Source organism: Oceanobacillus sp. CAU 1775 (assembly GCF_054482815.1).
This window is the reverse complement of sequence record NZ_JBTLRO010000007.1, coordinates 74,034-99,988: the sequence shown is the minus strand read 5'-3', so window position 1 is coordinate 99,988 and position 25,955 is coordinate 74,034. Positions and strand designations below refer to the sequence as shown.

General features: G+C 36.2%; 25 protein-coding genes. 9 read left to right on the top strand and 16 right to left on the bottom strand.

The features are described from left to right. Positions 1-406: 406 nt before the first annotated feature. A complete protein-coding gene (locus ACXYMZ_RS12835; RefSeq protein ID WP_458948804.1) occupies positions 407-1,327 on the top strand; it encodes an ABC transporter ATP-binding protein in 921 nt (306 codons plus the stop codon). Beyond that, positions 1,320-2,270 (top strand): ABC transporter permease, encoded by a 951-nt coding sequence (locus ACXYMZ_RS12830; protein WP_458948803.1) that lies wholly within the window; start codon positions 1,320-1,322, stop codon positions 2,268-2,270. The genes ACXYMZ_RS12835 and ACXYMZ_RS12830 overlap by 8 nt, the downstream gene beginning before the upstream one ends. A gap of 83 nt (positions 2,271-2,353) precedes the next feature. Here ACXYMZ_RS12830 and ACXYMZ_RS12825 read toward each other — a convergent pair whose 3' ends face one another. Together ACXYMZ_RS12825 and ACXYMZ_RS12820 are read right to left on the bottom strand one after the other, a co-directional pair. Then, the gene (locus ACXYMZ_RS12825; protein ID WP_458948802.1) at positions 2,354-2,680 is read right to left on the bottom strand and encodes a nucleotidyltransferase domain-containing protein; all 327 of its coding nucleotides are present in this window, start codon (positions 2,678-2,680) and stop codon (positions 2,354-2,356) included. A 78-nt stretch (positions 2,681-2,758) separates the two neighbouring features. Beyond that, positions 2,759-3,256, bottom strand: coding sequence for a signal peptidase II (locus tag ACXYMZ_RS12820; protein WP_458948801.1), 498 nt, complete (start codon positions 3,254-3,256; stop codon positions 2,759-2,761). Positions 3,257-3,484: 228 nt separating this feature from the next. Here ACXYMZ_RS12820 and ACXYMZ_RS12815 point away from each other — a divergent pair, with 228 nt between their 5' ends. Beyond that, positions 3,485-4,693 (top strand): MFS transporter, encoded by a 1,209-nt coding sequence (locus ACXYMZ_RS12815; RefSeq protein ID WP_458948800.1) that lies wholly within the window; start codon positions 3,485-3,487, stop codon positions 4,691-4,693. A gap of 23 nt (positions 4,694-4,716) precedes the next feature. Here ACXYMZ_RS12815 and ACXYMZ_RS12810 read toward each other — a convergent pair whose 3' ends face one another. The 3 genes from ACXYMZ_RS12810 to ACXYMZ_RS12800 all read right to left on the bottom strand — a co-directional run bounded on the left by ACXYMZ_RS12810 (position 4,717) and on the right by ACXYMZ_RS12800 (position 6,365). Continuing rightward, positions 4,717-5,181 (bottom strand): hypothetical protein, encoded by a 465-nt coding sequence (locus ACXYMZ_RS12810; protein ID WP_458948799.1) that lies wholly within the window; start codon positions 5,179-5,181, stop codon positions 4,717-4,719. A 48-nt stretch (positions 5,182-5,229) separates the two neighbouring features. Further along, positions 5,230-5,790: a GNAT family N-acetyltransferase gene (locus ACXYMZ_RS12805; RefSeq protein WP_458948798.1), complete on the bottom strand. Its 561-nt coding sequence runs from the start codon at positions 5,788-5,790 to the stop codon at positions 5,230-5,232. Positions 5,791-5,873: 83 nt separating this feature from the next. Beyond that, a complete protein-coding gene (locus ACXYMZ_RS12800; protein WP_458948797.1) occupies positions 5,874-6,365 on the bottom strand; it encodes a GbsR/MarR family transcriptional regulator in 492 nt (163 codons plus the stop codon). Positions 6,366-6,670: 305 nt separating this feature from the next. On the opposite strand from ACXYMZ_RS12800, the gene ACXYMZ_RS12795 reads away from it, so the two are divergent. From ACXYMZ_RS12795 to dacB, 5 genes are all read left to right on the top strand, one after another. Beyond that, on the top strand, positions 6,671-7,870 hold the full coding sequence (locus ACXYMZ_RS12795) for a quaternary amine ABC transporter ATP-binding protein (RefSeq protein WP_458948796.1): 1,200 nt from the start codon (positions 6,671-6,673) through the stop codon (positions 7,868-7,870). After that, the gene (locus tag ACXYMZ_RS12790) at positions 7,863-8,723 is read left to right on the top strand and encodes an ABC transporter permease (RefSeq protein ID WP_458948795.1); all 861 of its coding nucleotides are present in this window, start codon (positions 7,863-7,865) and stop codon (positions 8,721-8,723) included. The genes ACXYMZ_RS12795 and ACXYMZ_RS12790 overlap by 8 nt, the downstream gene beginning before the upstream one ends. A gap of 73 nt (positions 8,724-8,796) precedes the next feature. Next, positions 8,797-9,690: a glycine betaine ABC transporter substrate-binding protein gene (locus tag ACXYMZ_RS12785; protein WP_458948794.1), complete on the top strand. Its 894-nt coding sequence runs from the start codon at positions 8,797-8,799 to the stop codon at positions 9,688-9,690. 535 nt (positions 9,691-10,225) lie between these two features. Further along, positions 10,226-12,067: a monovalent cation:proton antiporter family protein gene (locus ACXYMZ_RS12780; protein WP_458948793.1), complete on the top strand. Its 1,842-nt coding sequence runs from the start codon at positions 10,226-10,228 to the stop codon at positions 12,065-12,067. Between the two features lie 126 nt (positions 12,068-12,193). Next, positions 12,194-13,726, top strand: a complete 1,533-nt coding sequence (gene dacB / locus ACXYMZ_RS12775; protein WP_458948792.1) for a D-alanyl-D-alanine carboxypeptidase/D-alanyl-D-alanine endopeptidase — start codon at positions 12,194-12,196, stop codon at positions 13,724-13,726. A 36-nt stretch (positions 13,727-13,762) separates the two neighbouring features. Here dacB and ACXYMZ_RS12770 read toward each other — a convergent pair whose 3' ends face one another. The 6 genes from ACXYMZ_RS12770 to ACXYMZ_RS12745 all read right to left on the bottom strand — a co-directional run bounded on the left by ACXYMZ_RS12770 (position 13,763) and on the right by ACXYMZ_RS12745 (position 18,350). After that, entirely contained in the window at positions 13,763-14,272 is a 510-nt protein-coding gene (locus ACXYMZ_RS12770; RefSeq protein ID WP_458948791.1) for a YfiT family bacillithiol transferase, read from the bottom strand. Positions 14,273-14,419: 147 nt separating this feature from the next. Further along, the gene (locus tag ACXYMZ_RS12765) at positions 14,420-14,992 is read right to left on the bottom strand and encodes a hypothetical protein (RefSeq protein WP_458948790.1); all 573 of its coding nucleotides are present in this window, start codon (positions 14,990-14,992) and stop codon (positions 14,420-14,422) included. 177 nt (positions 14,993-15,169) lie between these two features. Continuing rightward, positions 15,170-15,610: a DUF3887 domain-containing protein gene (locus tag ACXYMZ_RS12760; RefSeq protein ID WP_458948789.1), complete on the bottom strand. Its 441-nt coding sequence runs from the start codon at positions 15,608-15,610 to the stop codon at positions 15,170-15,172. A 16-nt stretch (positions 15,611-15,626) separates the two neighbouring features. After that, positions 15,627-16,976, bottom strand: a complete 1,350-nt coding sequence (locus ACXYMZ_RS12755; RefSeq protein WP_458948788.1) for an alpha/beta hydrolase — start codon at positions 16,974-16,976, stop codon at positions 15,627-15,629. A gap of 146 nt (positions 16,977-17,122) precedes the next feature. Continuing rightward, entirely contained in the window at positions 17,123-17,782 is a 660-nt protein-coding gene (locus ACXYMZ_RS12750; RefSeq protein ID WP_458948787.1) for a hypothetical protein, read from the bottom strand. A 160-nt stretch (positions 17,783-17,942) separates the two neighbouring features. Beyond that, positions 17,943-18,350, bottom strand: coding sequence for a hypothetical protein (locus ACXYMZ_RS12745; RefSeq protein ID WP_458948786.1), 408 nt, complete (start codon positions 18,348-18,350; stop codon positions 17,943-17,945). A 324-nt stretch (positions 18,351-18,674) separates the two neighbouring features. Here ACXYMZ_RS12745 and ACXYMZ_RS12740 point away from each other — a divergent pair, with 324 nt between their 5' ends. Beyond that, complete coding sequence (locus ACXYMZ_RS12740) at positions 18,675-19,565, top strand: DMT family transporter (RefSeq protein ID WP_458948785.1); 891 nt, start codon at positions 18,675-18,677, stop codon at positions 19,563-19,565. Positions 19,566-19,631: 66 nt separating this feature from the next. Here the strand turns inward: ACXYMZ_RS12740 and ACXYMZ_RS12735 are convergent, their stop codons facing one another. From ACXYMZ_RS12735 to ACXYMZ_RS12715, 5 genes are read right to left on the bottom strand one after another with little or no spacing between them, the layout of a single operon-like run. Beyond that, positions 19,632-20,681, bottom strand: coding sequence for a GntG family PLP-dependent aldolase (locus ACXYMZ_RS12735; RefSeq protein ID WP_458948784.1), 1,050 nt, complete (start codon positions 20,679-20,681; stop codon positions 19,632-19,634). Next, a complete protein-coding gene (gene prpB / locus ACXYMZ_RS12730) occupies positions 20,674-21,585 on the bottom strand; it encodes a methylisocitrate lyase (protein ID WP_458948783.1) in 912 nt (303 codons plus the stop codon). The genes ACXYMZ_RS12735 and prpB overlap by 8 nt, the downstream gene beginning before the upstream one ends. Positions 21,586-21,599: 14 nt before the next feature. Then, positions 21,600-23,021 (bottom strand): bifunctional 2-methylcitrate dehydratase/aconitate hydratase, encoded by a 1,422-nt coding sequence (locus ACXYMZ_RS12725; RefSeq protein WP_458948782.1) that lies wholly within the window; start codon positions 23,019-23,021, stop codon positions 21,600-21,602. A gap of 14 nt (positions 23,022-23,035) precedes the next feature. After that, positions 23,036-24,451, bottom strand: coding sequence for an SLC13 family permease (locus ACXYMZ_RS12720; protein WP_458948781.1), 1,416 nt, complete (start codon positions 24,449-24,451; stop codon positions 23,036-23,038). 5 nt (positions 24,452-24,456) lie between these two features. Further along, positions 24,457-25,944, bottom strand: a complete 1,488-nt coding sequence (locus ACXYMZ_RS12715) for a tripartite tricarboxylate transporter permease (RefSeq protein WP_458948780.1) — start codon at positions 25,942-25,944, stop codon at positions 24,457-24,459. Between the last annotated feature and the right edge of the window lie 11 nt (positions 25,945-25,955).

Here is a 25,955-nt window from a genome sequence, read left to right as displayed (position 1 = left end):
TTCCCGAAGTTTGGTGACCGATAAAAGCGTTCTATCGGTCAATAAAAATTGCTTCCCGAAATTTGGTGACCGATAAAAGCGTTCTATCGGTCAATAAAAATTGTTTCCTGAAGTTTGGTGGCCGATAAAGGCATTCTATCGGTCACTCAAAATTGTTTCCCGAAGTTTGGTGGCCGATAGATAGGCTCTATCGGTCAACAAAAACCATCTCGAGACTTTTACTGGCCGATAGTAAAGCTCCATTAAGATCCCTTTTAATCAATGAAAAGTCAATCAAATAACTATACAAAATCCTCCTGATATACCACATAACTCGTGAGGATAATTATTCAATTTCCCAAAAATATGAAACTTCTTCCAAAGGTTTCTCGTATGTACAAGACAGAAAGATTTAGGAGGGAAATGAATGACAGAAGCTGCCATGCAATTAAAGAATGTGAGCAAACGTATTGGCAAGAAAGAAATCATTAAAGATTTGTCTTTCACGATCAATAAAGGGGAAGTATTTGGACTTATTGGGCCTAATGGCGCCGGGAAAACAACTACCATTCGAATGATGGTTGGACTTATGAGTATTACTGAAGGTGACGTACATATTCTCGGTAATAGTATAAAATCTAATTTTAAAGAAGCAGTTCGTGAAGTCGGAGCGATTGTAGAAAATCCTGAACTCTACCCATTTTTAACAGGAGCCCAGAACTTGCAACAGTATGCAAGGATGATTCCTGGAATTACGCAAGCAGACATTGATGAAGCGGTAAGTCTAGTTGGTCTTGAAAAAGCATTGAAGGAAAAGGTTGGACGCTATTCACTTGGAATGCGCCAAAGAATTGGAATTGCACAAGCGTTGTTACATAAACCATCAGTTCTAATCCTTGATGAACCAACAAATGGACTTGATCCTGCTGGCATTAGAGAAATCAGGCAATATATTCGTAGATTAGCAACAGAACAAGGTGTTGCTGTAATTATCTCTAGCCATCTTTTAGCGGAAATTGAATTAATGTGTGACCGAATTGGCGTTATTAAAAATGGTGAACTCGTAGCGATTCAAGATGTAAAAGATAATGTTACTGCTGGAGAAACTGCGCTCGTTCAGGTAGAAATGGAAGCAACACCAGTGGATAAAGCATTGGAAATCGTGCAAACGAAGACTCCTGCCACTGTTGTAAATGAGAAGCTGAGTTTCCAAATTGAAAAAGAAAATATCCCAGTTTTGATTCAATCACTAGTTGAACAAAACATTCTAATTTATAGCGTTAGTGCTACGAAAGCAACGCTCGAGGATAAATTCTTTGATTTGATTGGAGAGAATGTCATTGAATAATTTTATAAAACTCATTCAAAACGAACTCATTAAAATATATCGTCTAAAATCAACTATCGCTATGTACGTACTCTTAACCGTCATTATTCTAGGAGCAGCAATTATTGTAAAAACTTATGGAGAATTTACAACCTATGAAGAAGATACTTGGAGACAAACTCTTGAAGAGGAAAATGCTGTTTTAATAGAAGAAAACATTGAAATGCCTGGATTTGAAGCTTATAATTCAGAAATAATCGAAAGAAATAATTATTACCTTGAAAACGATATTAAACCCGTAAGCTATGGTGCTTGGCAATTTGTGATGGAAAATCAAATGTTACTTTCACTTGTTAGCCTATTCACCATTATTGTTGCGGCTGGTATTATCGCGAATGAATTTCGCTGGGGTACAATTAAGTTACTACTTATTCGACCAATATCACGCACAAAAATATTAGCAGCTAAATACTGTTCCGTACTCATTTTTTCATTCGTAACAGCGTTTGTTGTCTTGGCATTGTCTTGGTTAATCGGCGGACTATTACTCGGATTTGATGGTATGAATCCTCATCTTGCACTTTACAAAGAAAGTGGGATTGAATACGTTTCTATTATCGGTGAAATTATGACTGGTTATGGATTTAGTCTCGTAAACTTGCTCATGATGGCTACCTTCGCCTTTATGATTTCAGCAGCATTCAGAAACAGCGCACTTGCAATTGGGTTAGCTATCTTCCTTATGTTTGCTGGAAACCAAATTGTCTTTTTCTTCATGGAACGTGATTGGGCAAAATATATCTTATTTGCTAACACAGACCTATCACAATACTTTAACGGTAACACACCAATGATTGAAGGAATGACACTTGGATTTTCTGTCACCATGTTGCTTGTTTATTATGTAATATTTATGGCATTAGCTTGGGCTTTCTTCACAAAACGTGATGTAGCTGGGCAATAAAAAAGACGAAAAGGGTTTCGCTTTATGTGAAATCCTTTTCGTCTTATTATTTATCCAGTTTAATTCTAGTTTTATTACAAACTTCAATCCCATCGTAAAGCCTCTTTTTGCTCATACAAAGTGACCCCATCTTTTTTTATATTTTTTATCATTTCCTTCTTCAATCGTCTATCCATAAATACAACATCAACTTTTAGGTATGTGGGGATTTCTTGAATCGTATTTTCTATTAAGTTTTGTTCACTATGCGAAAGAGGAACTGTATAGATGGCTAAATCAATATCGGAATTTATTTTAAAGTCACCTCGAGCCCGAGATCCATATAAAATCACTTTTTCAATATCCGAATTAGTGGGACAATAACTTAACAAGCTTTTCAAGAATCGGTGAGGTAGATTAATATCCGCCATTTAGAAACCTCCTCGTGTACGTTCCAATGTAATATTTATTGCTCAATGTTTTGAGTATAAAATAGACTTGTCATCTCGTCACTTACCCTCTTCTATATCATATTCGTTTTCCTCTATTGGCGGCCCATCCTTAGATTTCGATCTTTTACTTCTCACCCACTCAATAAGCAAATAAACCAACAATATTAATATCCCGAGTTCTAACGCATGGTCCGCAATATTAAGAATTCCTCCAGAACGTACAATAAAATCAGTCACTTCTCCAAAAATCATTCGGTCGACCCCATTACCAATTGCTCCCCCTACAAGAAGTCCTAATCCAATGTCCATGAATCCACCGCGCCATTCGTCAGATTTTCGGATGTAAAAGACAAATATAACAAAGAAAATAGCGACTACCCCAAAGACTCTTGCATAACCTGGGAAAAATCCTCCAGCCATTCCACTATTCTCAATATAAGTAAATTCCATTCCAAGCCATGTAAATCTTTCATACATTTCAACGTTCGTCCGAATATATATTTTAGTTACTTGGTCTATGATTATCGTTACGATTGCAATTATATAAAATAACATGTAATCCAACTTTCCCTACATTTTTCACTCGATATTATTATTCTATCATCTTTCAAAATCTATAGGTATTTGTAAGTCGTTAGAAGCTTATTCATCACTATAAATGTCTATTTTGTTAACAAAGTATTTATATTTTCGTTTTGAGACGATTTGATATTGCAAGTACGTGAAAAAAGGAGTAAAATTCTCTTGTTCTAATGGTACGTTGAAGTATAGGAGAAATGAAAAATGAAAAAGAAAAAAGATAGGATGCTCGCCATCTTATTAGCAAATATATTCTTTGTGTTTTTGGGGATTGGTTTAGTTATCCCTGTATTACCAACGATTATGAATGAACTTGATGTTAGTGGGACGGTTGTTGGTTATCTAACAGCAGCATTCGCATTAGCACAATTAATCTTTTCACCGTTTGCTGGAAAAGCAGTTGATAAATATGGTCGTAAAATCATGATCGTGATTGGACTATTTATCTTCAGTTTTTCCGAATTTTTATTTGGTTTGGGAAACACAATTGAAGTATTATTTATCTCTAGAATCCTTGGAGGGGTGAGTGGCGCATTCATTATGCCTGCTGTAACTGCATTTATTGCTGATATTACAACATTAAAAGAGCGACCAAAAGCGCTAGGCTATATGTCTGCAACTATTAGTACCGGTTTCATTATTGGACCTGGAATTGGTGGTTTCTTAGCAGAAATCGGCACGAGAGTCCCTTTTTTCTCAGCTGCAGCTTGTGGATTGATTGTAGCTGTCCTTTCAATTATTACATTAAAGGAACCAAAAGTTAAAAAAGATGATATGCCAGATCTTGCAGAAGAAATCGGAAAAAGCGGAATTAGAAAAGTTTTTGTACCCATGTTCTTTATTGCTTTTGTGGTGATTTTCATTTCATCATTTGGGCTCGCTGCATTTGATTCCTTTTTTAGCCTGTTTACGAATCATAAATTCGGATTTACACCTTCAGATATAGCGATTGCGATTACTGGAGGAGCAATTATTGGGGCTATTTTCCAAGTTTTATTATTTGACCCTTTAACAAGATGGATGGGTGAAATCAATATTATTCGCTGGTCCCTAGTTGTATCAGCTATATTGGTCTTCGCTATGACACTAGCTAATTCCTATTGGACAGTAATGGCAGTAACTTTTACCGTTTTCATTGGATTTGATTTAATTCGCCCAGCCGTCACAACCTATTTATCAAAAATTGCTGGAAAAGATCAGGGGTTTGTTGGCGGAATGAACTCGTTCTTTACTTCTTTAGCCAACGTATTCGGACCCGTTCTTGGTGGAATTCTTTATGATGTCGATATTAATTACCCATTTTATTTTAGTGCCGTTGTAATAGCTATTTGTCTTGCTTTTACTATGTATTGGAAAATGCCCAAGTTTGGTGAGGAAGTTGTTTATCCGATTAAAGAAACCAGTGGAATTTAAACTCCACTGGTTTTTTCTTCTTTTTATATTACATTTCCTTTTTTCATTTCTTCCTTATCTTTCCCCATACCTATCGCCATCCCTATAACCATTCCAAGCGGCAGGCCAATTGCAACATTATCAAAAAAGATTAGCCCAACTAATAGACCAAAACTGATTCCAAGCGACATATAAACTCCCATATGATAACCCTTAGGGATTAACTTATGTTCTTTTTGCAAATGGGAGGAAATTTCCTCCGTTATTTTAAAATGTTCTTTTATATCTTGTTTTGTCAACGAATCGATTTTTTCATGGATTGAGGTTAATTGTTTTTCCATCTTGTCGGTTAATTCCTGACATCGATGACAATCTTCCGAGAATTTTTCCAATCTAATGACGAACCTTGAATACCTATCAAGTTCCAATTTGGCAACCGTCTTTTCATCCGTAGCATCCCTGATTTCTTCAATGATTTGCTCTAGCCTTTCGAAACGATTTGTTTCCATGGCGTTTCCTCCCCTTATTGGAGTCTAAATTTGAAATCAATCAAAGATTTATTTTGTTTTAGCATAGACGCAAGTATTAATAATTGCTTTCTTATCAGGAGACAATGCGTTATTTTTCAATATTCCTTCAAGCTTAAAGTTCAATCTTTCTGGTACTGCTCTACTTTTTATATTTCTCTCATCACATCTAATTTCTATTCTATTCGCATCTAGTACATCAAATGCGAAATTTGTAATCCCTTCAACAGCTTCAGTCACATACCCTTTACCACTATAGCGGCTATCAATCCAATAACCAATCTCAAATCTACGTACATTCCAGTCCATTCGATGTAGCCCAGAGGTAAGAATATATACACCTGTTTCTCGGTCATAACAATGCAATCTCAAGTTTTCTCTTTTTAGAAAAGCAATAGCTGCATTGCGGACATTAATTTCAGTCTCTTCTAAAGTTTGTTCGCTTTGTGCAAATGCCATCCAAGGCTTTAATTCCTTGATAGAAGCCATCATTGCTTCATGGATTGCTTTTCCGTCACCAGGCTTAGGCGCACGAATGATTAGTCTTTCAGTTGTAAATTCTTCTGGAAATTCAATGAGTAACGGGTTCATTTCGTTCGGCTTCCCTTCAAGTGTTTATTAAAATAATATCATAAAATTCACCGAATGAAAGAAAGATTTAGAAAAATTATTGCCTATTTCACTTCTTGTTTTACGCGATTAAATGCTGATTCCAATTCTTCATGAAAATGAATGATCTGCTCTAGTTTACTAAAGTACTGCAGACGTTCTTCATTATCCTTCTTCTCGTCCCAATTTTGTCCAGCCTCATCTTTAAGTTGTTCTAATAATTCTCTTTGTCGACTCGTCATACTTACCCATTTATGAAAGTAGAAGTCAAAAAATGATTTTAAAAGTTGGGTGTTCGCAATATATAAATCTTTTCGCTCCCCTTTTCTCCAAACCTGAGAAACGAGATTCAATTCGGATAAACTTCTAATATTTGTGCTCATTGCCGTTTTACTTTTTCCAAGGGCTTGACTCATCTCATCTAATGTCAGTGGCTTATCTTCTAAATACATATATGCAAATAACCGTGATTCTAATGTAGATAAACCAAACATTTCAACGGTCTTCGAAAATACCGTAACAATCGCTTCACTATTCGTTTCATGATTAATATTCATAAAAACCTCCTAAAATGCCTTATATTAAGGATATACTATAACCAAAAAAATAAAAACCTTCTCTTTCCAAGCATTTGGAAGGAAATCCGAGGAATCTTCTAAGAATAACGAATGAACTCCGTAAAGTATAAACTTTTTATACAATATGAACAGAATGAGCAGTTTTTGCCGTTTGAGTCAAAAAATTTAAAGTTATATACTGAGATGGTGATTGTTTTAATTCAGGTAAAAAATATTACCGAAGATTAAAATGAGTTTGAGCGGACAAACTAGTAACAAGGAAATCGAAGTGAAGAGGTGTAAGAATGCCAATTATTGAGGCAAAGAATTTAACGAAAATTTTCGGTAAAAATGTAAAGCAAGGACAAAGTCTTTTAAATGAAGGACTTGGTAAGGAAGAAATATTAAGAAAAACTGGTACAACCGTTGGGGTAAACCGGGCAAGCTTTTCTGTTGAGGAAGGCGAGATTTTTGTAATCATGGGACTCTCAGGTAGTGGTAAATCGACTTTGGTCCGATTAATTAACCGCTTGATTGAACCGACGGAAGGTAATATCTTCATTGATGGGGAAGACCTCGCAACAATGAATAAAGAGAACCTAAGAGAAGTTCGACGTAAAAAACTTAGTATGGTTTTCCAAAACTTCGGCTTATTTCCACACCGTACCGTTCTTGAAAATGCAGCGTTCGGTTTAGAAATCCAAAAAATAGACAAAGCAGAAAGAGAAAAACGTGCAACAGAAGCTCTTGAACTTGTTGGTTTAGGTGATTACCTACAACAGCGTCCCGGCCAATTATCTGGTGGAATGCAGCAAAGAGTTGGGTTAGCACGCGCACTTACAAATGATCCAAAAGTGCTTCTCATGGATGAAGCGTTCTCTGCACTTGATCCCCTTATTCGTAAAGAAATGCAAGATGAACTTATCGAACTTCAAGGGAAGATGAAGAAAACAATCCTATTCATTACACATGATTTAGATGAAGCATTACGTCTTGGAGATAGAATTGCTTTAATGAAAGATGGAAACATCGTTCAAATAGGTACACCTGAAGAAATTCTTGTAAATCCTGCGAATGATTATGTAGAAAGATTCGTTGAAGATGTTGATAAATCGAAAGTTCTAACTGCTGAACACATTATGAAACGTCCAGAAACGGTTCAAATCGAGAACCATGGTCCACGTGTTGCTTTAGAAAGAATGCGTGAAGAAGGTCTCTCAAGTATTCTGGTAACGGATAAAAATAGACAATTACAAGGCTATGTTTTTGCAGATGATTTACTAACGGCTAGAAAAGAAGATATTAGTGATCTAAAACAAATTCTTAGAACTGATATCCCAACTGTTGAGAGAGATACTGCTCTACAAGATATCTTCTCCATTATTTATGATTCTCAAACACCTGTTGCAGTTGTTGAGGAAGGTAGATTGGTCGGGATCATTGTTCGTGGAGCCGTAATTGCTGCACTTGCAGGGGAAGCAGAGGTGACACAGAATAATGCTTAATTCAATTTTAGATGTTGTTCCTGAAATCCCAGTAGCACAATGGACAAGAGATGGTGTCAGTTGGATTACCGATACATTTTCCATTCTTTTTGATCCAATCAAAGAACATTTCGGAAATTTCATGGATTTTGTTTCCGAAGATATTTTAATGAATATTCCACCACTCATTACGATTCTCGCAGTAGCTCTTATTGCTTTCTTTATCACTGGTAAAAAGTTAGGACTCGCGGTCTTTTCTATTGTAGGACTATGGTTTATCTATAACCAGGGTTATTGGGATCATTTAATGAACACAGTAACACTCGTACTTGTCGCAAGTTTACTATCTATTATCATTGGAGTTCCAATTGGAATTCTCATGTCGAAGAGTAAAGTTGCTGAAGTAATAATTACACCAGTCCTAGACTTTATGCAGACAATGCCAGCATTCGTATACTTAATACCTGCTGTTGCATTCTTTGGAATTGGAATGGTTCCTGGGGTGTTTGCTTCTATTATTTTTGCAACACCACCTACCGTACGTTTTACAAACTTAGGTATACGCCAGGTATCAAGAGAGCTCGTTGAGGCTTCTGATGCATTTGGTAGTACTGGTTCACAAAAATTATTTAAAGTCGAATTACCAATGGCAAGACCAACGATTATGGCAGGGATTAACCAAACGGTAATGCTTGCACTATCAATGGTAGTAATTGCTTCAATGATTGGTGCACGTGGACTTGGTAGAGAAGTTCTTTCTGCCCTTCAACGTTCAGAAGTTGGGCTAGGTTTTGTTTCTGGTGTAGCAATTGTAATCTTAGCTATCATCATTGACAGAATGACACAAAACTTAAGTAAAGAAAAAACTAATTAATTAGTTGGTATCTTTTCAATATGAAAAGTTTCCATATATAGCAACAAAATAAGTAAAAAGGGAGTTTTTTAGTATGAAGTTTAATTTAAAACGTCTAGGCCTTATTTCAGGTTTATCGTTAGCATTATTTGCAGCAGGTTGTGGCGCAGCAGATGAGGACACTGGTACAGAATCTGGTGACACATCTACTGAAGCTGGAGCAATTGAATTATCTTACGTTCAGTGGGATACAGAAGTAGCTTCAACACATGTTATTGGTAAAGTGTTTGAAGACTTAGGATACGATGTAACTTTAACACCACTAGATAACGCAATCATGTGGGAGGCAGTAGCAACAAGTGAAGTAGATGGAATGGTTGCTGCTTGGTTACCTGGAACACACGGTGCACAATTTGATGAGTACGGTGATCAAATGATCGATTTAGGACCTAACTTAGAAGGTGCTAAAATTGGTTTAGTTGTTCCATCTTATATGGATGTTAACTCGATTGCTGATTTAACAGATGAAGCTGACCAAACAATTACAGGTATCGAACCTGGTGCTGGTGTTGTAGCTGCTTCAGAACGTACATTAGATGAGTACGACAACATGGCTGACTGGGAAGTTCAAACTTCTTCAAGTGGTGCAATGACAACAGAACTTGGTTCAGCTATTGACAGTGAAGAAGACATTATTGTAACTGGTTGGACTCCACACTGGAAGTTCCAAGAGTATGACCTGAAATATTTAGAAGATCCTGAAGGTACATTCGGTGATGCAGAAACAATCAACACAATGGTTCGTGAAGGCTTAGAAGAAGACGATCCTGTTGCATACCAACTTCTTGATAACTTCAACTGGACAACAGATGATATCGAAGCGGTAATGCTTGATATTACAGAAGGAGCTTCACCAGAAGAAGCTGCCGCTAATTGGGTTGAAGCAAACCAAGATAGAGTTGACGAGTGGACAGAAGGACTAGAATAAGTAGATATTTTAAAAAGAGCTGATGCCTTGTAGGTGTTGGCTCTTTTTTTGTGCGGTTTTGCAGCTGGCTCTTGTGATGGTTTCGTGAATTTGTGAACTTGGGCTAGTTAATTGTGAACATTGGATAACTCTATTATGAACTTCGGCGACTTCCGTGTGAACATGGGCGACTTCCCAGTGAACTTGGGCGTTTCACCAAAATAACTCCCATAAAACACATCAACGCCTACCGCTAGCTTAGTTTTGAGAGGAGAAGTCAGAGTAATGGTGCGGTGAATTGTGAACTTCGGGATTTTTTGTGACAACTTCGGGAAATTCTGTGTCTACTTCGGGATTTTGTATGGCGACTTCGGGATATTATGTGTCCACTTCGGGATTTCCGCTAAAATGAGCTTTTACAGTATGAAATCTAAACTTCTAAATTTTAATATTTAACCCCTAGACAAAAGCCTTAATCTATTGTTTAATAGTGCTTTACAACTTTAAGACAGATGAAGTTAATTTAACAGAAATTTTGAAGATGGGAAGGGTAAATATGGATCATGGAGCAACTTCAATCATTTCCTTAATGATTGTCACAGGTGTAGCATTTTTTATTCCGATTTTATTGCAGCGATTAAAATTGAAAATTATTCCAATAGTTGTAGCAGAAATTATTGCTGGGATTATTATTGGGAAGAGTGGCTTAGACCTCATTGACGTCGATAATGCCTGGCTTGCATTACTATCCAGTCTTGGACTTATCTATTTAATGTTCTTGAGTGGATTGGAAATTGATTTCAACTCCTTTCGTGTCAAGAAACGAAATAACGCTGGAAAAACAAAAGAAGTAAATCCATTCGTCATCTCGACTATTATTTTTACTTTTATGTTGGCTCTTGCGTATGCATTATCCTTAGTTCTCGTAAACTTTGGAATGATAGATGATCCATATTTCATGACAATTATCTTATCAACGATTTCTTTAGGTGTAGTCGTCCCAGTATTAAAAGAAAGAAAAGTGCTAAATACGAAATTAGGACAGACAGTATTACTTATCGCAGTTATTTCAGACTTTGTTACAATGATACTATTTGCGTATTATCTTGCATTTAAAAATGGAGATACTACGATTGTTTGGTGGATTGCATTATTACTCTTACTCGTATTTCTTCTATATATATTGCTTAATTTTTACCGAAAAAAGAGCAATCTTGCACTTGATGCATTGAAAAAAGGAACAGCACAAATCGGTACACGTGGTATTTTTGCATTGATTTTGTTATTCGTTGCTCTGTCAGAAACGATGGGTGTTGAAAACATTCTTGGTGCATTCTTAGCTGGGGTCGTTGTATCACTCCTATCACCTGACCGAGAATTTGTCCGTCAACTAGATAGTTTTGGTTATGGTTTTTTAATTCCGATTTTCTTTGTTATGGTCGGGGTCGAATTTGACTTTGCTTCCTTGCTTGAGAATCGCAGTATATTACTGTTAATACCAATCGTATTAATTTTTCTCTTTATCACTCGTAATGTTCCCACACTACTTCTTAAGCGCTGGTTTTCTTGGGATGAAGTATTAAGTTCAGGGATGTTACTTACATCAACGTTAAGCCTTGCGATTGTTGCGGCAACTGTTTCTCTACAAATGGGAATTATCTCAGAGGGAATGAATAGTGCCATCGTTCTAGTCGCGATTTTGACTTGTTTTACTTCACCGATATTATATGCAAGAATTGCTCCGAAAGCTGTGGAACGTGAAAAACGACTTGCGATTATTGGTGCTAATCGCGCTGCACTTCGGGCAAGTCTTAACTTCCAAAAGAGTAATTATCAGGTTAGTATTTATTCGGAAAAGCAAGGTAAGATTGAAATCGAACCAGGCAATGAATTTCCAATTATAGAGCTACATTCGTTAACATTGGAGACATTAATTGAAAAAGATATTTTCCAATCCTTTGATGAAATAATCGTCGTAACGAGTAACGATGCATTTAATGCTGAAATTGCAGACTACGCAGCGGACATAGGTTTTGAAAATATAATCGTAAGAATTGAAGACCCGAAACTAAACAAAGCTTATAGTGATAAGGGAATAGTGGTATATTCAAATTCCTTTGCTGGTGAAATGATTTTGAAGGCTTTAGTCCACAGTCCAAGTCTTGTTAGGTTATTAACTGATAATGATGAAATTATCCGTGAGTTTGTTTTAGATGGAATGAAGTATGATAATCTTCCATTGCGAAAACTTCCTTTCTTAGGCGACACACTTATTTTGTCAATTTATAGAGGGGAACGTGCAATTACTCCTAATGGGGATACAATCCTACAAAGTGGAGATCGCTTGGTCATTAGCGGCAGTGAAGAATCAATGGAAATAGTTGGAGAGTATTTGTAATAAAGAATCTGAGGGTGAAGAAAAGCTATATTTCTTCACCCTCTTTTTAATGGAAAGTTATTATAATTCGCTGGTCTCAAGGATATAATTCTATAATGGCTATTTTTATCATGAGGATGTGAATGGATGAATTCAAAAACTGCTATTAGACTACTTATTCTTTTCCTTTTAATTGGATTTGTGATGTTTTTTACTTCTTTCGTAGAAGATGAGCCACTAGTATTGGAAGCTTCCAATGAGAAAGATCCAAATAGTATCACCGAAAATACATCTTCTCTAGAGGATAAAATTTATACTATTTTAGAAAAAGAAGAACTTAACGGCGCCATTGTTGGTATAACTGTGAAAGATGCTCAACATGGTGAGTTAATATTTTCTCATAATAATGATATCCGACTTCACCCTGCTTCCAACATGAAGTTACTAACTGGGATTGCTGCTTTAGAAACTCTAGGACCTGAATATCGTTTTCGGACGGAGATTTTAACAGATGGAAAGGTAGTTGGGAATACGTTAAGTGGAAATCTTTATATAAAAGGAAAAGGTGATCCAACACTTTTAAAAACTGCCTTGAAAAAAATAGCTAGTGACCTGAAAGCTCAAGGCATTCAAGTCATCCAAGGTAATTTAATTGCTGATGATGAATGGTATGATGATGTCCGTCTTTCTCAAGATTTGAACTGGTCTGACGAATCCTTTTATACTGGAGCACAAATTACTGCACTGACACTTTCTCCAAATGAAGATTATGATGCTGGAACGGTGATTGTTGAAGTCGCACCAACTGACTCTACCAATGGAAAAGCCCATATTCGAACAATACCTAAAACGGATTATGTCACAATAATTAATCGTACAGAGCTTGTAGGTATTGGGGAGGCGAAGGATATTTCTATTGAACGTGAGCATGGGACAAATAACATCATTGTTGAAGGTCAGATGCCAAAAGACGGTTCATTGTCGCGATCTTTGGTTTCCGTTTGGGAGCCTACAGGATATGCACTTTCGGTTTTTAGGGATGCTTTGACTGAAGAGGGAATTCAATTTACTGCAGATTCACAAGATGTTTTTCATACCACTCCAAAAACAGCTGAGCTACTTGCTATAAGAGAATCTGCTCCACTGTCTGATTTACTCCTACCATTTATGAAGTTAAGTAACAATGGAATTGGAGAAGTTTTGACAAAAGAAATGGGAAAACAAATAAATATGGAAGGTTCTTGGGAACAAGGGTTATTGGTTATAGAGGATGTCTTAGCAGAACTAGGAGTTAGGCGAGAAGATATTCTGCTCCGTGATGGTTCTGGAATGTCACATAAAACATTGATTTCCACAGATAATATCGCAGAGTTATTATTTCAAGTGCAGGAGAAAGATTGGTTCGATGTATTTAAAACTTCACTACCTGTTGCAGGTGAAGAGGAAAGATTAATTGGCGGGACCTTGCGCCATCGATTAACTACACCTCCAACACAAGGAAACGCATTTGCAAAAACGGGTATGATTACGGGCGTCTCTACTTTATCAGGATATTTGAATACGAAGAATGGAGAAGAACTTATATTTTCTGTTTTGATAAATAATCATTTAGAATCTAGCAATCGAATGCAAGAAATGATAGATGAACTTGTGATAGTTCTTGTTGAGAACGACAAATAGATAGTGGCTTATCATTTTTCGATAAGCCACTTTTCATTACTTATTTAGTGCAATTTTAATATGTGCCAAATGATGTTCTTGATGCCATGATAACTTGGCAACCTTTTTCGCAACTTTGATTTCACCATTTATTTCATGTGTGAACTTCCGATCCAGCTGCTCTTCTGTCAATGTTTTTCCTAAAGCTACAATTCGCTCGTTAATTCCTTCTAGAATTTTAATCGAACTTTCAACAGGTAGCTCTGTATCAGGCTCTGTCGCCCATTTATCTTGAATAAAATTAGGTGCAGTAGGATTTTCATCTGTTAAAGCAAGCTTCAGTCGTTGGAACATGTTGATTTGAGAATCTGCAATATGATGCACTAGTTGGCGTACATTCCAGCTTCCCTCACGATATGTTTTGTTTAATTGTTCGTCCGTTAAAGAATCGACTGTTTCTCTTAATCGTGTTGAATATGTTTTAATTTTATCAAGATACCCTTGAATATCATTTAATGTTACAATTTCAGGAACTTGTATATCCCCTATTGGAAACTTAACATCCATTTCACATGACACTCCTTATTATTGATTTACTTCTAGTCTACCATAGAAAATTAGTTAAGGATTAGCCATTGCTCGTTTGAAAGCTTTGTGAACTTCAGGATTATTTGTGTCTACTTCAGCATTTTCTGTTACAGCTTCAGCATTCGCTCAAAAAGACGCCATTCCTGTTAGCTCTCCAACCAAATTCCTGCCGGTAGAATCATTATAATCTCTCATTTTCCCTTGATAGACTAACTCCATTCCTTCTATATTCCGAAAATCATCAGGTGTAACTAACGACAGTGGCATATCTAGGTGAATCCTGCCACTTTGATTCAGCACAGATGCAACAAACTGAGAGCAGAAAAACGCATTTTTTCTATCTAACTCCCAATTAATCATTATCGCAAATAATCCGATCAAGTTATAACGGTACTTATCTTTTTCAGCTTCAATTTTTTTAATATATTGCTTCATTGTATTGTATTCATCTGGTGAAATTGTCATTCGTAAAATTGCACAGCTCGCATTTTGAAAAATCCAATCACTTGTATCTTCTCGCACAAAACCTCCAACAAAAGGATTACAAGGATCCTTTCTCCCGAAACTGTATACCTCTCGAAGGTCTTCGTCAAAGGCGATTGATGCATGATTGTATGGTTTTTTTGTATATGCTTTAATTGTTTTTGTAAATAACGTTCCTGTGTCAGTTAATAAGATAAATACTTTTTTGTTCGACATCATCCATCTCCCCTTAGCTACTATTTATCATAAAGAATTGTAGCTGGGTTGATAATGAGCCCAAGTATTATTTCTATATAAGACCGGAGATGTATTAAGCCATTTAAAAATGCCTAAATGAGATTATCTCACTTAGGCACTTCGTCTATTCACTAAAATCCTCTTACTTTGTCAAAATCAAATCACATAAAATCCTGCGATCTGCTGCTCGTCATCAAAAGATATTTGAAAAGTGACGTCAGCATCGTTGAAGATTCCTGTGATCAGAATAACGTCATACTCTTCCACTTCTTCCACCCGATTAAATTCCTTGTCTATAAAACCACCAAGCTGTTCATTTAGAGAAATCCAAGTTTCCTCTAATTCAGATGCAGAAAACTGCTCAGACATTGTTTCGTCAAATTTAGCTGTAGCTTCCTGATATTCTCCAGCATTTAATTGTTCAATGAACGCCTCCGCAAGTTGAATGATCTCTTCATTTTCAGCGGTTTCTTCTCCTGATGACTCCTCGATTGTAGTTTCATCCACATCTTCGCTAGTTTCATCCGTTTGATTACATCCAGCTAAAATTAGGAATGAACTTATTATAAGTAGTATAAAAATATTCATCTTTTTCATTTTTAAATCCCCCAAACTATCTTTGATTTAAAATCCATAAGCCGATATCTTCAATAACATTAGCTTCAACTTGAGCAGGTATCTCATATTCTCCAACTGTTCCCTTATTTGGCCCTTCATAATCAACAAAAAAGTGATTTAATCCTGGATAGCTTCTAAGTGTTGCTTGCTCATGGTCCAGCAAAAGCTCCTCCCATAGGAGATAATCCTTTTCAAAATATACTTGAAAATCATCCTCACCTTGTAAAATGAATATAGGTTTATCAATTTCTGAAAGGAGTGTTTCCACTGGATACTCATCCATCTCTTTTAGATAATAGCCGTCGATACCGAACACCGTCATTTCCTTTGCTTCTTCATCTGTAATACCTTGTAATTGCCGGGCTTTTTCAACCTCTGCTTCGACAAATGCCAACTGTCTTTCTTTTTCCGATTCATCTCGCACAAAAGCTTCAATTGCTTGTAGGTTCTGATCATAAACAACTTCCCATAGTGGTCTTGGAGTGCCTGCTAGAATAATTAATCCTGCATAGTTACCACCTTGAAGGTCAATCCGTGGTGCAAGCATTCCACCTAAACTATGCCCAATGATAAATACATTCTCATCATCAATGCGAGCATCCTCTTTCAACAACTCTGTAGCAATAATCGTATCCTCAATCGTTTCTTCATAAACCGTCAAATCATTTGAAGCTCGGCTCATTTTCTCTCCATAAATAAAAGTTCTCTTATCATATCGGATCGAAGCAATCCCTTGTTCAGCTAATCCCCAAGCAATATCACGAAAGGCTTTATAACTAAATACTGACTCATCTCTATCACTTGGCCCAGAGCCATGAACAAGTACAACTGCTGGAAGGTTTTCTTGATTCTCCTTCGGCAGCGTCATTACACCCTCCAATTCATATTCTGTTCCTTCTCCTACTAAAATTTCCTCTTCCATAATTGAATCTGGCATTGGAAAATTGACTTCAGCGTCTGATAAATGTAAACCAACTAACCTCTGATCCTCATTAAAAATCATACGTATTTTCACGTTCGTGTTAGTGAAATTAAGATAGCCTTCGACAACCTCTAGATTATCACCACGTCTTGAAATTTCTAGTGTGTCAGTCCCTTGAAACTCACCTACAACTTCCTTATGTCTTTCCCAAGTATCCTCAAGTTCACTTAATGGTAATGTTGTTTGTAATTCATCCTCAAACCAATCTCCATAAACAACTTCATATTCACCAGCTACTAAGGAGTCTATTACTTCATGCGCAGCTTCTTCAGTAGTAGCTATCGGATCGTCAGTTGAACAACCAACCACAAAAATGAAAATGCCGAAAAACATGAAAATCTTTATTGCCTGCTTCCTATTCATAAAGAATCCTCCAACTCAGTAAATAGTCTATATTCCATACGATTTATCCTTGGAGAAGTTTCAGACTAATTTAAGTAAAAAACAAAGACCCCATCCATAGAAAGATGAGATCAATTAATTTTTACTTATTAAAAAGAATCATAAATTTATTCCTCTGTAATTTGAATTTCCCCATTTTTATCAATCGACACATGTTGTCCATCAGTTAATGTAAATTCAAGTGGATGCGCTTCTGACTTTTTACTAGAAAATTCCCACTCCCATGCAGGCGGTACAAGAACGACGAAGTGATCGTCTCTGCCAATATAATTCAAGCTTTCAACATCAACTTCTGCTCCTTGCTGCAATGGAAGACCAAGATCCTGTAGTTCATCGCCAACCTCTTCCATATGAGAAGTCGTAATGCCAATCTCACTTACATCATAAAAAGCTTCCTTTGTTAAATCGCCCAGTAAATCTCGATTTCTACGACCAATCAGCTCTACTAAATTACCAGCTGGATCTTCAAAATACATGGAATCTGCTGCAAGATTCCTATGAAATACTTCTGTTTTCCCTCTAAACGTAAGAAGTTTCGTTCTTTCTTGAATCCAGTGCTTCATAATAGAAAATTGGTTTCCTGGGATATTAATAGCATAGTGATAGGAAGCTGCTTCCTCTGACGCTTTAAACATAAGGTTGGTGTCACCAATTTTTACTGTGAATTTTTCATCTGTTGCTTCTATGATGTCTAACCCTAATACATTAGCATAAAATCTTCGCATTGCTTTTAACTTATTTGTGTAAAAAACAACTGACTTGAACATAAATTCACCTCATACAAATTTAACTAATTCGGCTTAAAGCCTCCACTTCTAATTATAGCATGTTTATTAGAAGGTACGATGCTTTATACGTCTAATCAATAGAAATCAAAAAACGAAGCCCATTAGTGAGGTCTTCGTTCAATAAAATAAAGAAACGCTATTATTTCGTACTGAAATAATTAACAAGTGAAATATAAAAAGGGTAAATAATTAGAGTACCTATTAATGCCCAGCTAATTATTGAATTAGTTGGCATGACTCCAGCGATTGTCGGGAATGCCTTTGTAAACACATAAACAAATAAAGCAAAATAAGGAACCCAAAGAATTGTTGTCCAACGTTTAATTTTTTTATCGCCAAACCATTTCTTTGTCGGAAAAAGCATGGTAATTCCTGCACCTAAAACAATCACTAGAAACGTAATGATTGTCATCGTGTTAACAATCGTTGCTTGTTCATCCGTTAAGTTTCCAATGCTTGATACATTCAGCATAAACTCAATAGGAACGAATAATATTAATGCATACATGATGCTAATAAAGTTTAACTTCAAAAAATCCACTTTCAAAATGCCCCTTCCTACAGACACATGACACCCAATATATACTTTACCTTCTATTATTACATGAAAAGCTAGTTTTTTTAAGCAATAAAGGCACTCTATTTTATACTCTTTTATTAAGTTACCTATTTAGACACATTAAGACATTCCTACATTCACAATCAAAGTGGTAAGAGAAGAGGAACTCACCGATCATTTCTTTATCAAAGAATAACGAAAAGAAATACCATCACTATTCTTTTTACTAACTTTGTTCTATAATCATACGTATTGTAAATCATGATTTTACGAGATGTTGTTTTCGAGAGATACATAGTAGGAGAGACATAAATGAAACAATATATTGGAGATGGATTGCTACTTATTACAGCAATTGTCTGGGGTAGTGGGTTTGTCGTGACAGCTATTGCTTTAGAATATTTAACAGCTTATCAAGTAATGGCGGGGAGATTTATTTTAGCTGCAATTATTCTTTCACTTTTATTTAGAAAAAGATTTAGAACATTTACTAATTCTGTCGTTTGGAAAGGCGCAATTCTCGGGACAATTCTATATATCGGGTTTGCCCTTCAAACGGTAGGATTAGAATACACCACACCTTCAAAGAATGCCTTTCTAACAGCTGTTAATGTTATTATTGTACCTATTATCGCTTACCTTGTTTATAAAAGAAAAGTTAATCGATTTGAAGTAATGGGATCTATTATCGCCATCATTGGTATTGGTTTTCTCTCATTAGAGGGGTCCATGACAATAAATATCGGGGATTTGCTTACACTAGCCTGCGCTGTTGCTTTTGCATTTGATATCTTCTATACAAATCATTTTGTAAAAAAGGAGGATGCCATCTCCTTAACTATCGTGCAATTTCTTACAGCAGCGGTGATCGGAGTCGGAGCGATTTTTGTTCGAGGTGACTTTGTTTCCATTACAACATTGAATTCTGAAGCAATATACGCGATTATCTACTTGGCAGTATTTTCTACAGCGATTGCCTATGTATGCCAAAACATTGCTTTCGTCTATACGACTGCAACGAAAGGTGCAATTATCCTTTCCTTAGAAGCATTTTTCGGTATGATTCTATCTGTACTCATCCTACATGAAGTACTTACTGGCCGGATGATTGTCGGTGCGGTACTGATTATGGTAGCTATTTTGGTAACTGTGTTAAAGCCTACATGGAAAAGAGTAAAGATAGAAGAAAGATACGTGGAATGAAGCTAATTTTAAAGCCTCATGATATTAGAAATTAATATTCTAATTCATGAGGCTAATATATTCTCTCTAAGCGGGGCTAATCTCATTAATGTATTCATTAAAGATCGTGGCCGCTTTACGGATTTGCAACTCATTGATTCCACGATAAACAGTCATTCGTAAGATATTATTATCTATAGCTTTGACTCTAAGCCCACGCTCAGCTAAATCTTTTTCTATTGATTGGGCTGAATATTGTTCTTTCGTAATGAGGATTTTTACTATATTCGTTTGAACAGATTCATGATCAACCGATATAAATGAATTTGATTTTATTTTCTTAGCAAGCTGTTGGGCATTTTGATGGTCTTTAAGAATATCTGTTTCAGGATTTTGTAATGCAACAATTCCTGCTGCAGCTATAATACCAGCTTGTCTCATCGCCCCACCCAATAACTTCCTTGTACTCCTAGCCTTTTTGATAAACTCCGTGCTACCACAAAGCACTGACCCAACAGGAGCACCTAATCCTTTCGACAAACAAAACATCATTGCATCCACTGGCGAGCATAAGTCCTTCACAGGTAAATCCAATGCGACTGAAGCATTAAAAATTCGAGCACCATCTAAATAAATTGGTACGGTGCTTTTCTTCGCGACTGCATAAATTTTATTAACACACACCTCTGATAAACAAGTTCCACCGTGGAAGTTATTTGTATTTTCTATGCAAATTACTTTGATATCCTCGGTTTCGAGTATTTTTTCAATACTATTAGCATTAGGATTTCCGTAGCTATCTTCTTCATAAAATACTGGTACCAGTCCATATAAGTCTTCTATAAATAATGCTAATTCACTACGAAAGATATGACTATTCTTACTGAGAAGAATTTTATCTTCCCTTTTACACATTGTCACTAAACCAATATAATTGGCCATTGTACCACTATTACAAAAGAGGGCATCTTCTTTTCCTGTATATTTGCTGGCTAATTCTTCTAAAGCACGAACGGTCGGATCCTCTCCTTGAGAATTATTGTTCGTTCGTGCATCATCACCAACTTCTGCTCTGTACATTGCTTTGCGCATTTCTTCAGTTGGCTGTGTCAATGTATCACTTCTTAAATCAATCATAATAATCTTTAACAGCCGTTTTTGCGATGTTATTATCCAAGTTTTCATAGTCATAATAATGAATCGTTTCATATAGTTCTTTTCGAGATTGCATATCTTGCAAAGATTCTTTTTGTGTACCTTTATTCATTATTTCGCTAAATACACGTTCATATGCTTTTGCAGCGACGCGTAGTGAAGTAACAGGATAAATAACCATACTGTAACCAAATTTTTCAAATTCTTCTGCTGTATAATATGGGGTTTTTCCAAACTCAGTCATATTTGCTAGTAATGGAGCATTTACTTCCTTTTTAAACGCTAAAAACTCATCCTCTTTCGTTAATGCTTCTGAAAAAATAATATCCGCACCAGCCTCAACATAACTTTTAGCACGTTTAATTGCTGATTCAATTCCTTCTACACTTAATGCATCTGTTCTAGCTACAACAACTAACGTCGGTGAAGTTTTCTTTATTGCAATGATTTTTTGTACCATTTCTTCAGTAGATACTAATTGCTTACCATCTAAATGACCACATTTTTTGGGAAGCTTTTGGTCTTCAATTTGCACTGCCGCAACGTTATTTTCATACATCTCAAGTGCTGTTCGGACAGTATTTAAAACGCCGCCGTAACCAGTGTCTATATCTACTAAAACAGGAAGATTTGTAGCACGGATTAGTTCTTGTGCTCTATCCGCTATTTCGTTGGAATATATTACACCTAAGTCAGGTAGTCCTTTACTCGCTGTATATGCTGCTCCCGATAAGTATAATGCCTTAAATCCTACTTGCTTTGCAACAAGTGCAGCCATTCCATCATGTGCACCAGGCATTTTTAATATATCATCAGCTTTTACCATATCCAAAAATCTTTTTGCAAGCTCTTCTTGTGAATCATGTTGTTGTATAAACCAGCTCATTGTCCTTCACCTCACTAAATAATCATTTTTTCCATAAATGCACTAACGCTTAGTGCTTTCAGCTTATCTAAATCGATTGAAGCATTATATATTTCTTCTGCTTGCTTGGAAGGGAAGCGCGTTTTTAAGTTCTCTTTAAATTTATTTTCCAATTTCGGAATACCTTCCTCACGACGAAAACGGTGGCCAAGTGGATATTGCCTTTCAATTACTTCCGTTTTTGTTCCATCATCAAAGAAAACTTGAATCGCATTGGCAATCGAACGTTTTTCAGGATCTAAATAGTCCTCGGAATACTGTTTATTTTCCACGACTTCCATCTTATCTCTTAATAAGTCGATGAGTGGGTTTGCAGCTACCTCATCTTCATAATGATCAGCGACAATATCACCAAATAATAAACCAACTGCTGTAATATATTGAAGACTGTGGTCCCTATCTGCTGGGTTATGCAATGGTCCCTTTTTATCAATGATACGAATTGCAGACTCATGTGTTGTGATTAGTATTTTATCAATGGAATTTATTTTATCCTTTACTTCATCATGTAAAATCACTGCACATTCGGCAGCTGTTTGTCCATGAAATTCTGCTGGGTATGAGATTTTAAATAATATATTTTCCATCACATAAGAATTAAGTGGCTGTGCTAATGTTAGTTCCTTTCCACCAAATAAAACATCTTGAAATCCATAAGTAGGTGCTGATAGTGCAGTTGCATAGCCCATCTCGCCTTTTATCGCCATAAATGCCAAACGAACAGCTCTACTTGTTGCATCCCCTGCAGCCCAAGACTTTCTTGAACCTGTGTTTGGAAATTGTCTATATGTACGGAGACTCGAGTTATCAATCCAAGCATTAGAAAGTGCATTAATAATTTCCTGCTTTGACCCACCCAACATATGTGTAACGACTGCTGTTGTCGCAATCTTTACGAACAGTACATGATCAAGTCCTTCGCGATTTAAACTGTTTTCTAACGCTAATACTCCTTGAATTTCATGCGCCTTAACCATTGCTACTAATACATCCTCCATAAGTAGAGGCTCTTTACCTCCCGAAATATTTTTACGACTAACATAATCAGCAACTGCTAAAATTCCACCTAAATTATCAGAAGGATGTCCCCATTCCGCCGCCAACCACGTGTCATTGAAATCTAACCAACGAATTACTGTACCAATGTTAAATGCAGCCTGTACTGGATCTAATTCATATTGCGTCCCTGGTACTCTACTTCCGTTAGGTACATAAGTTCCTGGAACAATCGGGCCTAAATGCTTGGTACAGTCAGGGTAACGCATTGCTAGAAAACCACAACCCAATGTATCTATCAAAACGTTCTTGGACGTTTCCATCGCTTCCTGACTCTCTATTTTCCCTTCTACTACATAGTCTGCAATTTCTACTAATAATGAGTCTGTTTTTTGTGCCATGTTTAAATTCTCCTCTACCAATAATATAATGCTGACAAAATAGCAATAACCATAAATACAAAACTAAATAATATCCCGATAATATATTGTTCCTTTTTAGATAAAACACCTGTTTCATATGCTAGATACGTAGTTGTTGTATGAATAGGAAGCACCATCATACTCCCGACAATTAAAATTATTAAGAATGCTAATTGGATGGTTGGTAGACCTATTAATTCTGAGTAGGAAATTACTATTGGAAAAATAACTACTAGAGCTGCAGAAGGTACGATAAAACAAAATCTCAGAATAAATGTAATCCCCGCGATAATTACTACTTTATAAATACTTCCAGCATCTTCTGGAATAAATGTAATTAATAAATTTGCAATCGCTTCAGCAGTCCCATTTTTCATTAACAACATTCCTAAAGAAAAGGAAGCTCCTAGCATTAAGAAATTTTCCCAGTCATAACTTCGAACGACTTTATTTGTAATTAAGCCCATTTTAGGAAGTGAATATATTACCAGTAAAAGCATAGGTGGTAAAATGAGTGGAACTTTATTTTCATCAACTACAATCCAAACAACAATCATCATTAAAAAGCTAAGCAAAGTTATCCAAAATTTAAGCGTAAGTTTCTTTTCATTAATTTCAATTTTATTCGCATTTATGTTTACGACTTCACTAAAAGTAGTACTTGGATGTATAAACTTCAAATACCTCCAAATAAAAAATACTATTAATATAGAACCTAGCCACAATGGTGGTGCAAGCATTATTATCCATTCTAACCAACTTAAGTGTGCCACTTGATAATCTTTTAATAGTTGGTGTGCTAGAATCGGAAATCCACCACCTGTAAATATAACTAGAGTAGCATTTTGATTCACCATACCGATTAGAAATATACTATACTTATGAAAAATACTTTTCTCTTCATAACCATAAAATTGGTTTAAGCGTTGTACTAGAGGTTGCATCATTTTAAATCTCGCAACTGCGGAAGGTAACAAAATTGGCATGATTAATATTAAAATAGGTAACCCAATTATGATATAAAAAGGGCCACCTCTACTCACTTTAATAAGAAGTCTCGCAAAAACTTGATCTACTTCTACCTCAACCAATGCCTTGCTTATCAACGATAAAACAAGGATAAAATATAGTGCTGGAGTTAAAAAGCCTGTGAATGCTTCTTCAACCGATTCCGCAAGTCCAAACAAAATCATTAAGGAAATAATTAAGATACTACTTGCAGCGGTTGGTATTGGTCCAACAATCCATAGATAAACAGCTATAAACAATAACAATAATGTTAGCTGTTGTTCTACCGTAAATTGATCAAGAAAAGGCACTCTTACTATCACTGTGATAATGATGAGAATTACCAAAAAGGAAATAATGTTGTAACGTAATAATGTTTTACCTTTTAGCTGCTTCAACACTTTTATTATCCTTTTCTCTTACGCAATAGCCCTAAGAGTGGGAAGACAAATGATAGTAGAGCAACAATGAGTAACGATAGTGAAATTGGGTTTGTTACAAATATCATTAAATCACCATTTGAAATTGTTAAAGATTGTCTAAACGATTGCTCCAACATTCCTCCAAGAATAAAAGCTAAAATAAATGGCGGTGCGGGAAAAGCAAATAGTCTCATAATAAATCCAATGGCACCAAATAGCAGTAACATATACAAATCGAATGTATTAAAACTAACCGCATAAACACCAATCATACTAAATACAATCACGAGTGATATTAGCAATGGTCTAGGAATCTTTAATATTTTTGCGAAGTAAGGAATTAACGGTAAGTTTAAAATAAGTAAGAAGATATTACCGATATACATACTTGCGATAACTCCCCAGAAAATTTCAGGTCGTTCTGTCATTAACATTGGACCTGGTTGAACACCCATAACCAAAAATGCACCTAGCATAACAGCCGTTGTACCTGATCCTGGTATACCTAGACTTAATAATGGAACAAAGGCACCGCTTGTTGCAGCATTATTTGCAGTTTCTGGACCAGTTAATCCTTTTATCGAACCCTTTCCAAACTCTTCCGGGTTCTTCGAAATTTTCTTCTCTGTGATATAAGCGATAAATGAAGCAATTGTAGCTCCAGCTCCAGGTAATACCCCTATAATGAAACCAAGAATTGATTGTCTAGACATTGGCCCAGTCATCTCTTTAAAATCTTGCTTTGTAAGCTTTAGACTACCAATATCATGTGTTTTTCCAATTGATGGGTCCTTACGTTTTAATACCAATGCACATACTTCCGCAATGGCGAATAACCCTAACGCTATTACTAAAAAGTCCAATCCACCAAGAAGGTTCATACTACCAAATGTATATCTCGGTGTACCTGTCTGCGCATCGATACCAATAGTAACTACCATGAATCCAACTACTGCTGATATTAACGCTTTAATTGTTGATCCTTCAGATAAACTTGCTATTGCCGTTAAACCTAAAAACATTAAAGCAAAATAGGCTGGTGGTCCAAATGAGATTGCTACACTTGAAAGTGCAGGAGCTAACAACATTAATAAAATTACACTGACCGTTCCACCAATAAACGAAGCAATCGCTGCGATCGCAAGTGCTTTTCCCGCTTTCCCCTGCTGTGCCATGGGGTAACCATCAAATGCAGTTGCTACTGTACCTGAAACACCTGGTGCATTAAGTAAAATCGATGATGTAGAACCACCAAAGATTGCCCCGTAGTATACTCCAGCCATCATAATTAATGCGATACTTGGTTCCATTCCGAAAGTCATCGGAATCATAACTGCTATAGCACTAATTGGTCCCAGACCAGGCAACATTCCAATTATAGTTCCAACAAAAACACCTATCATTACAAATAGAATTGCTTCAAAACTAAGCGCTGTCTGAAATCCTGTAATTATTCCATCTAGTGACCCCATCGATTCCCCTC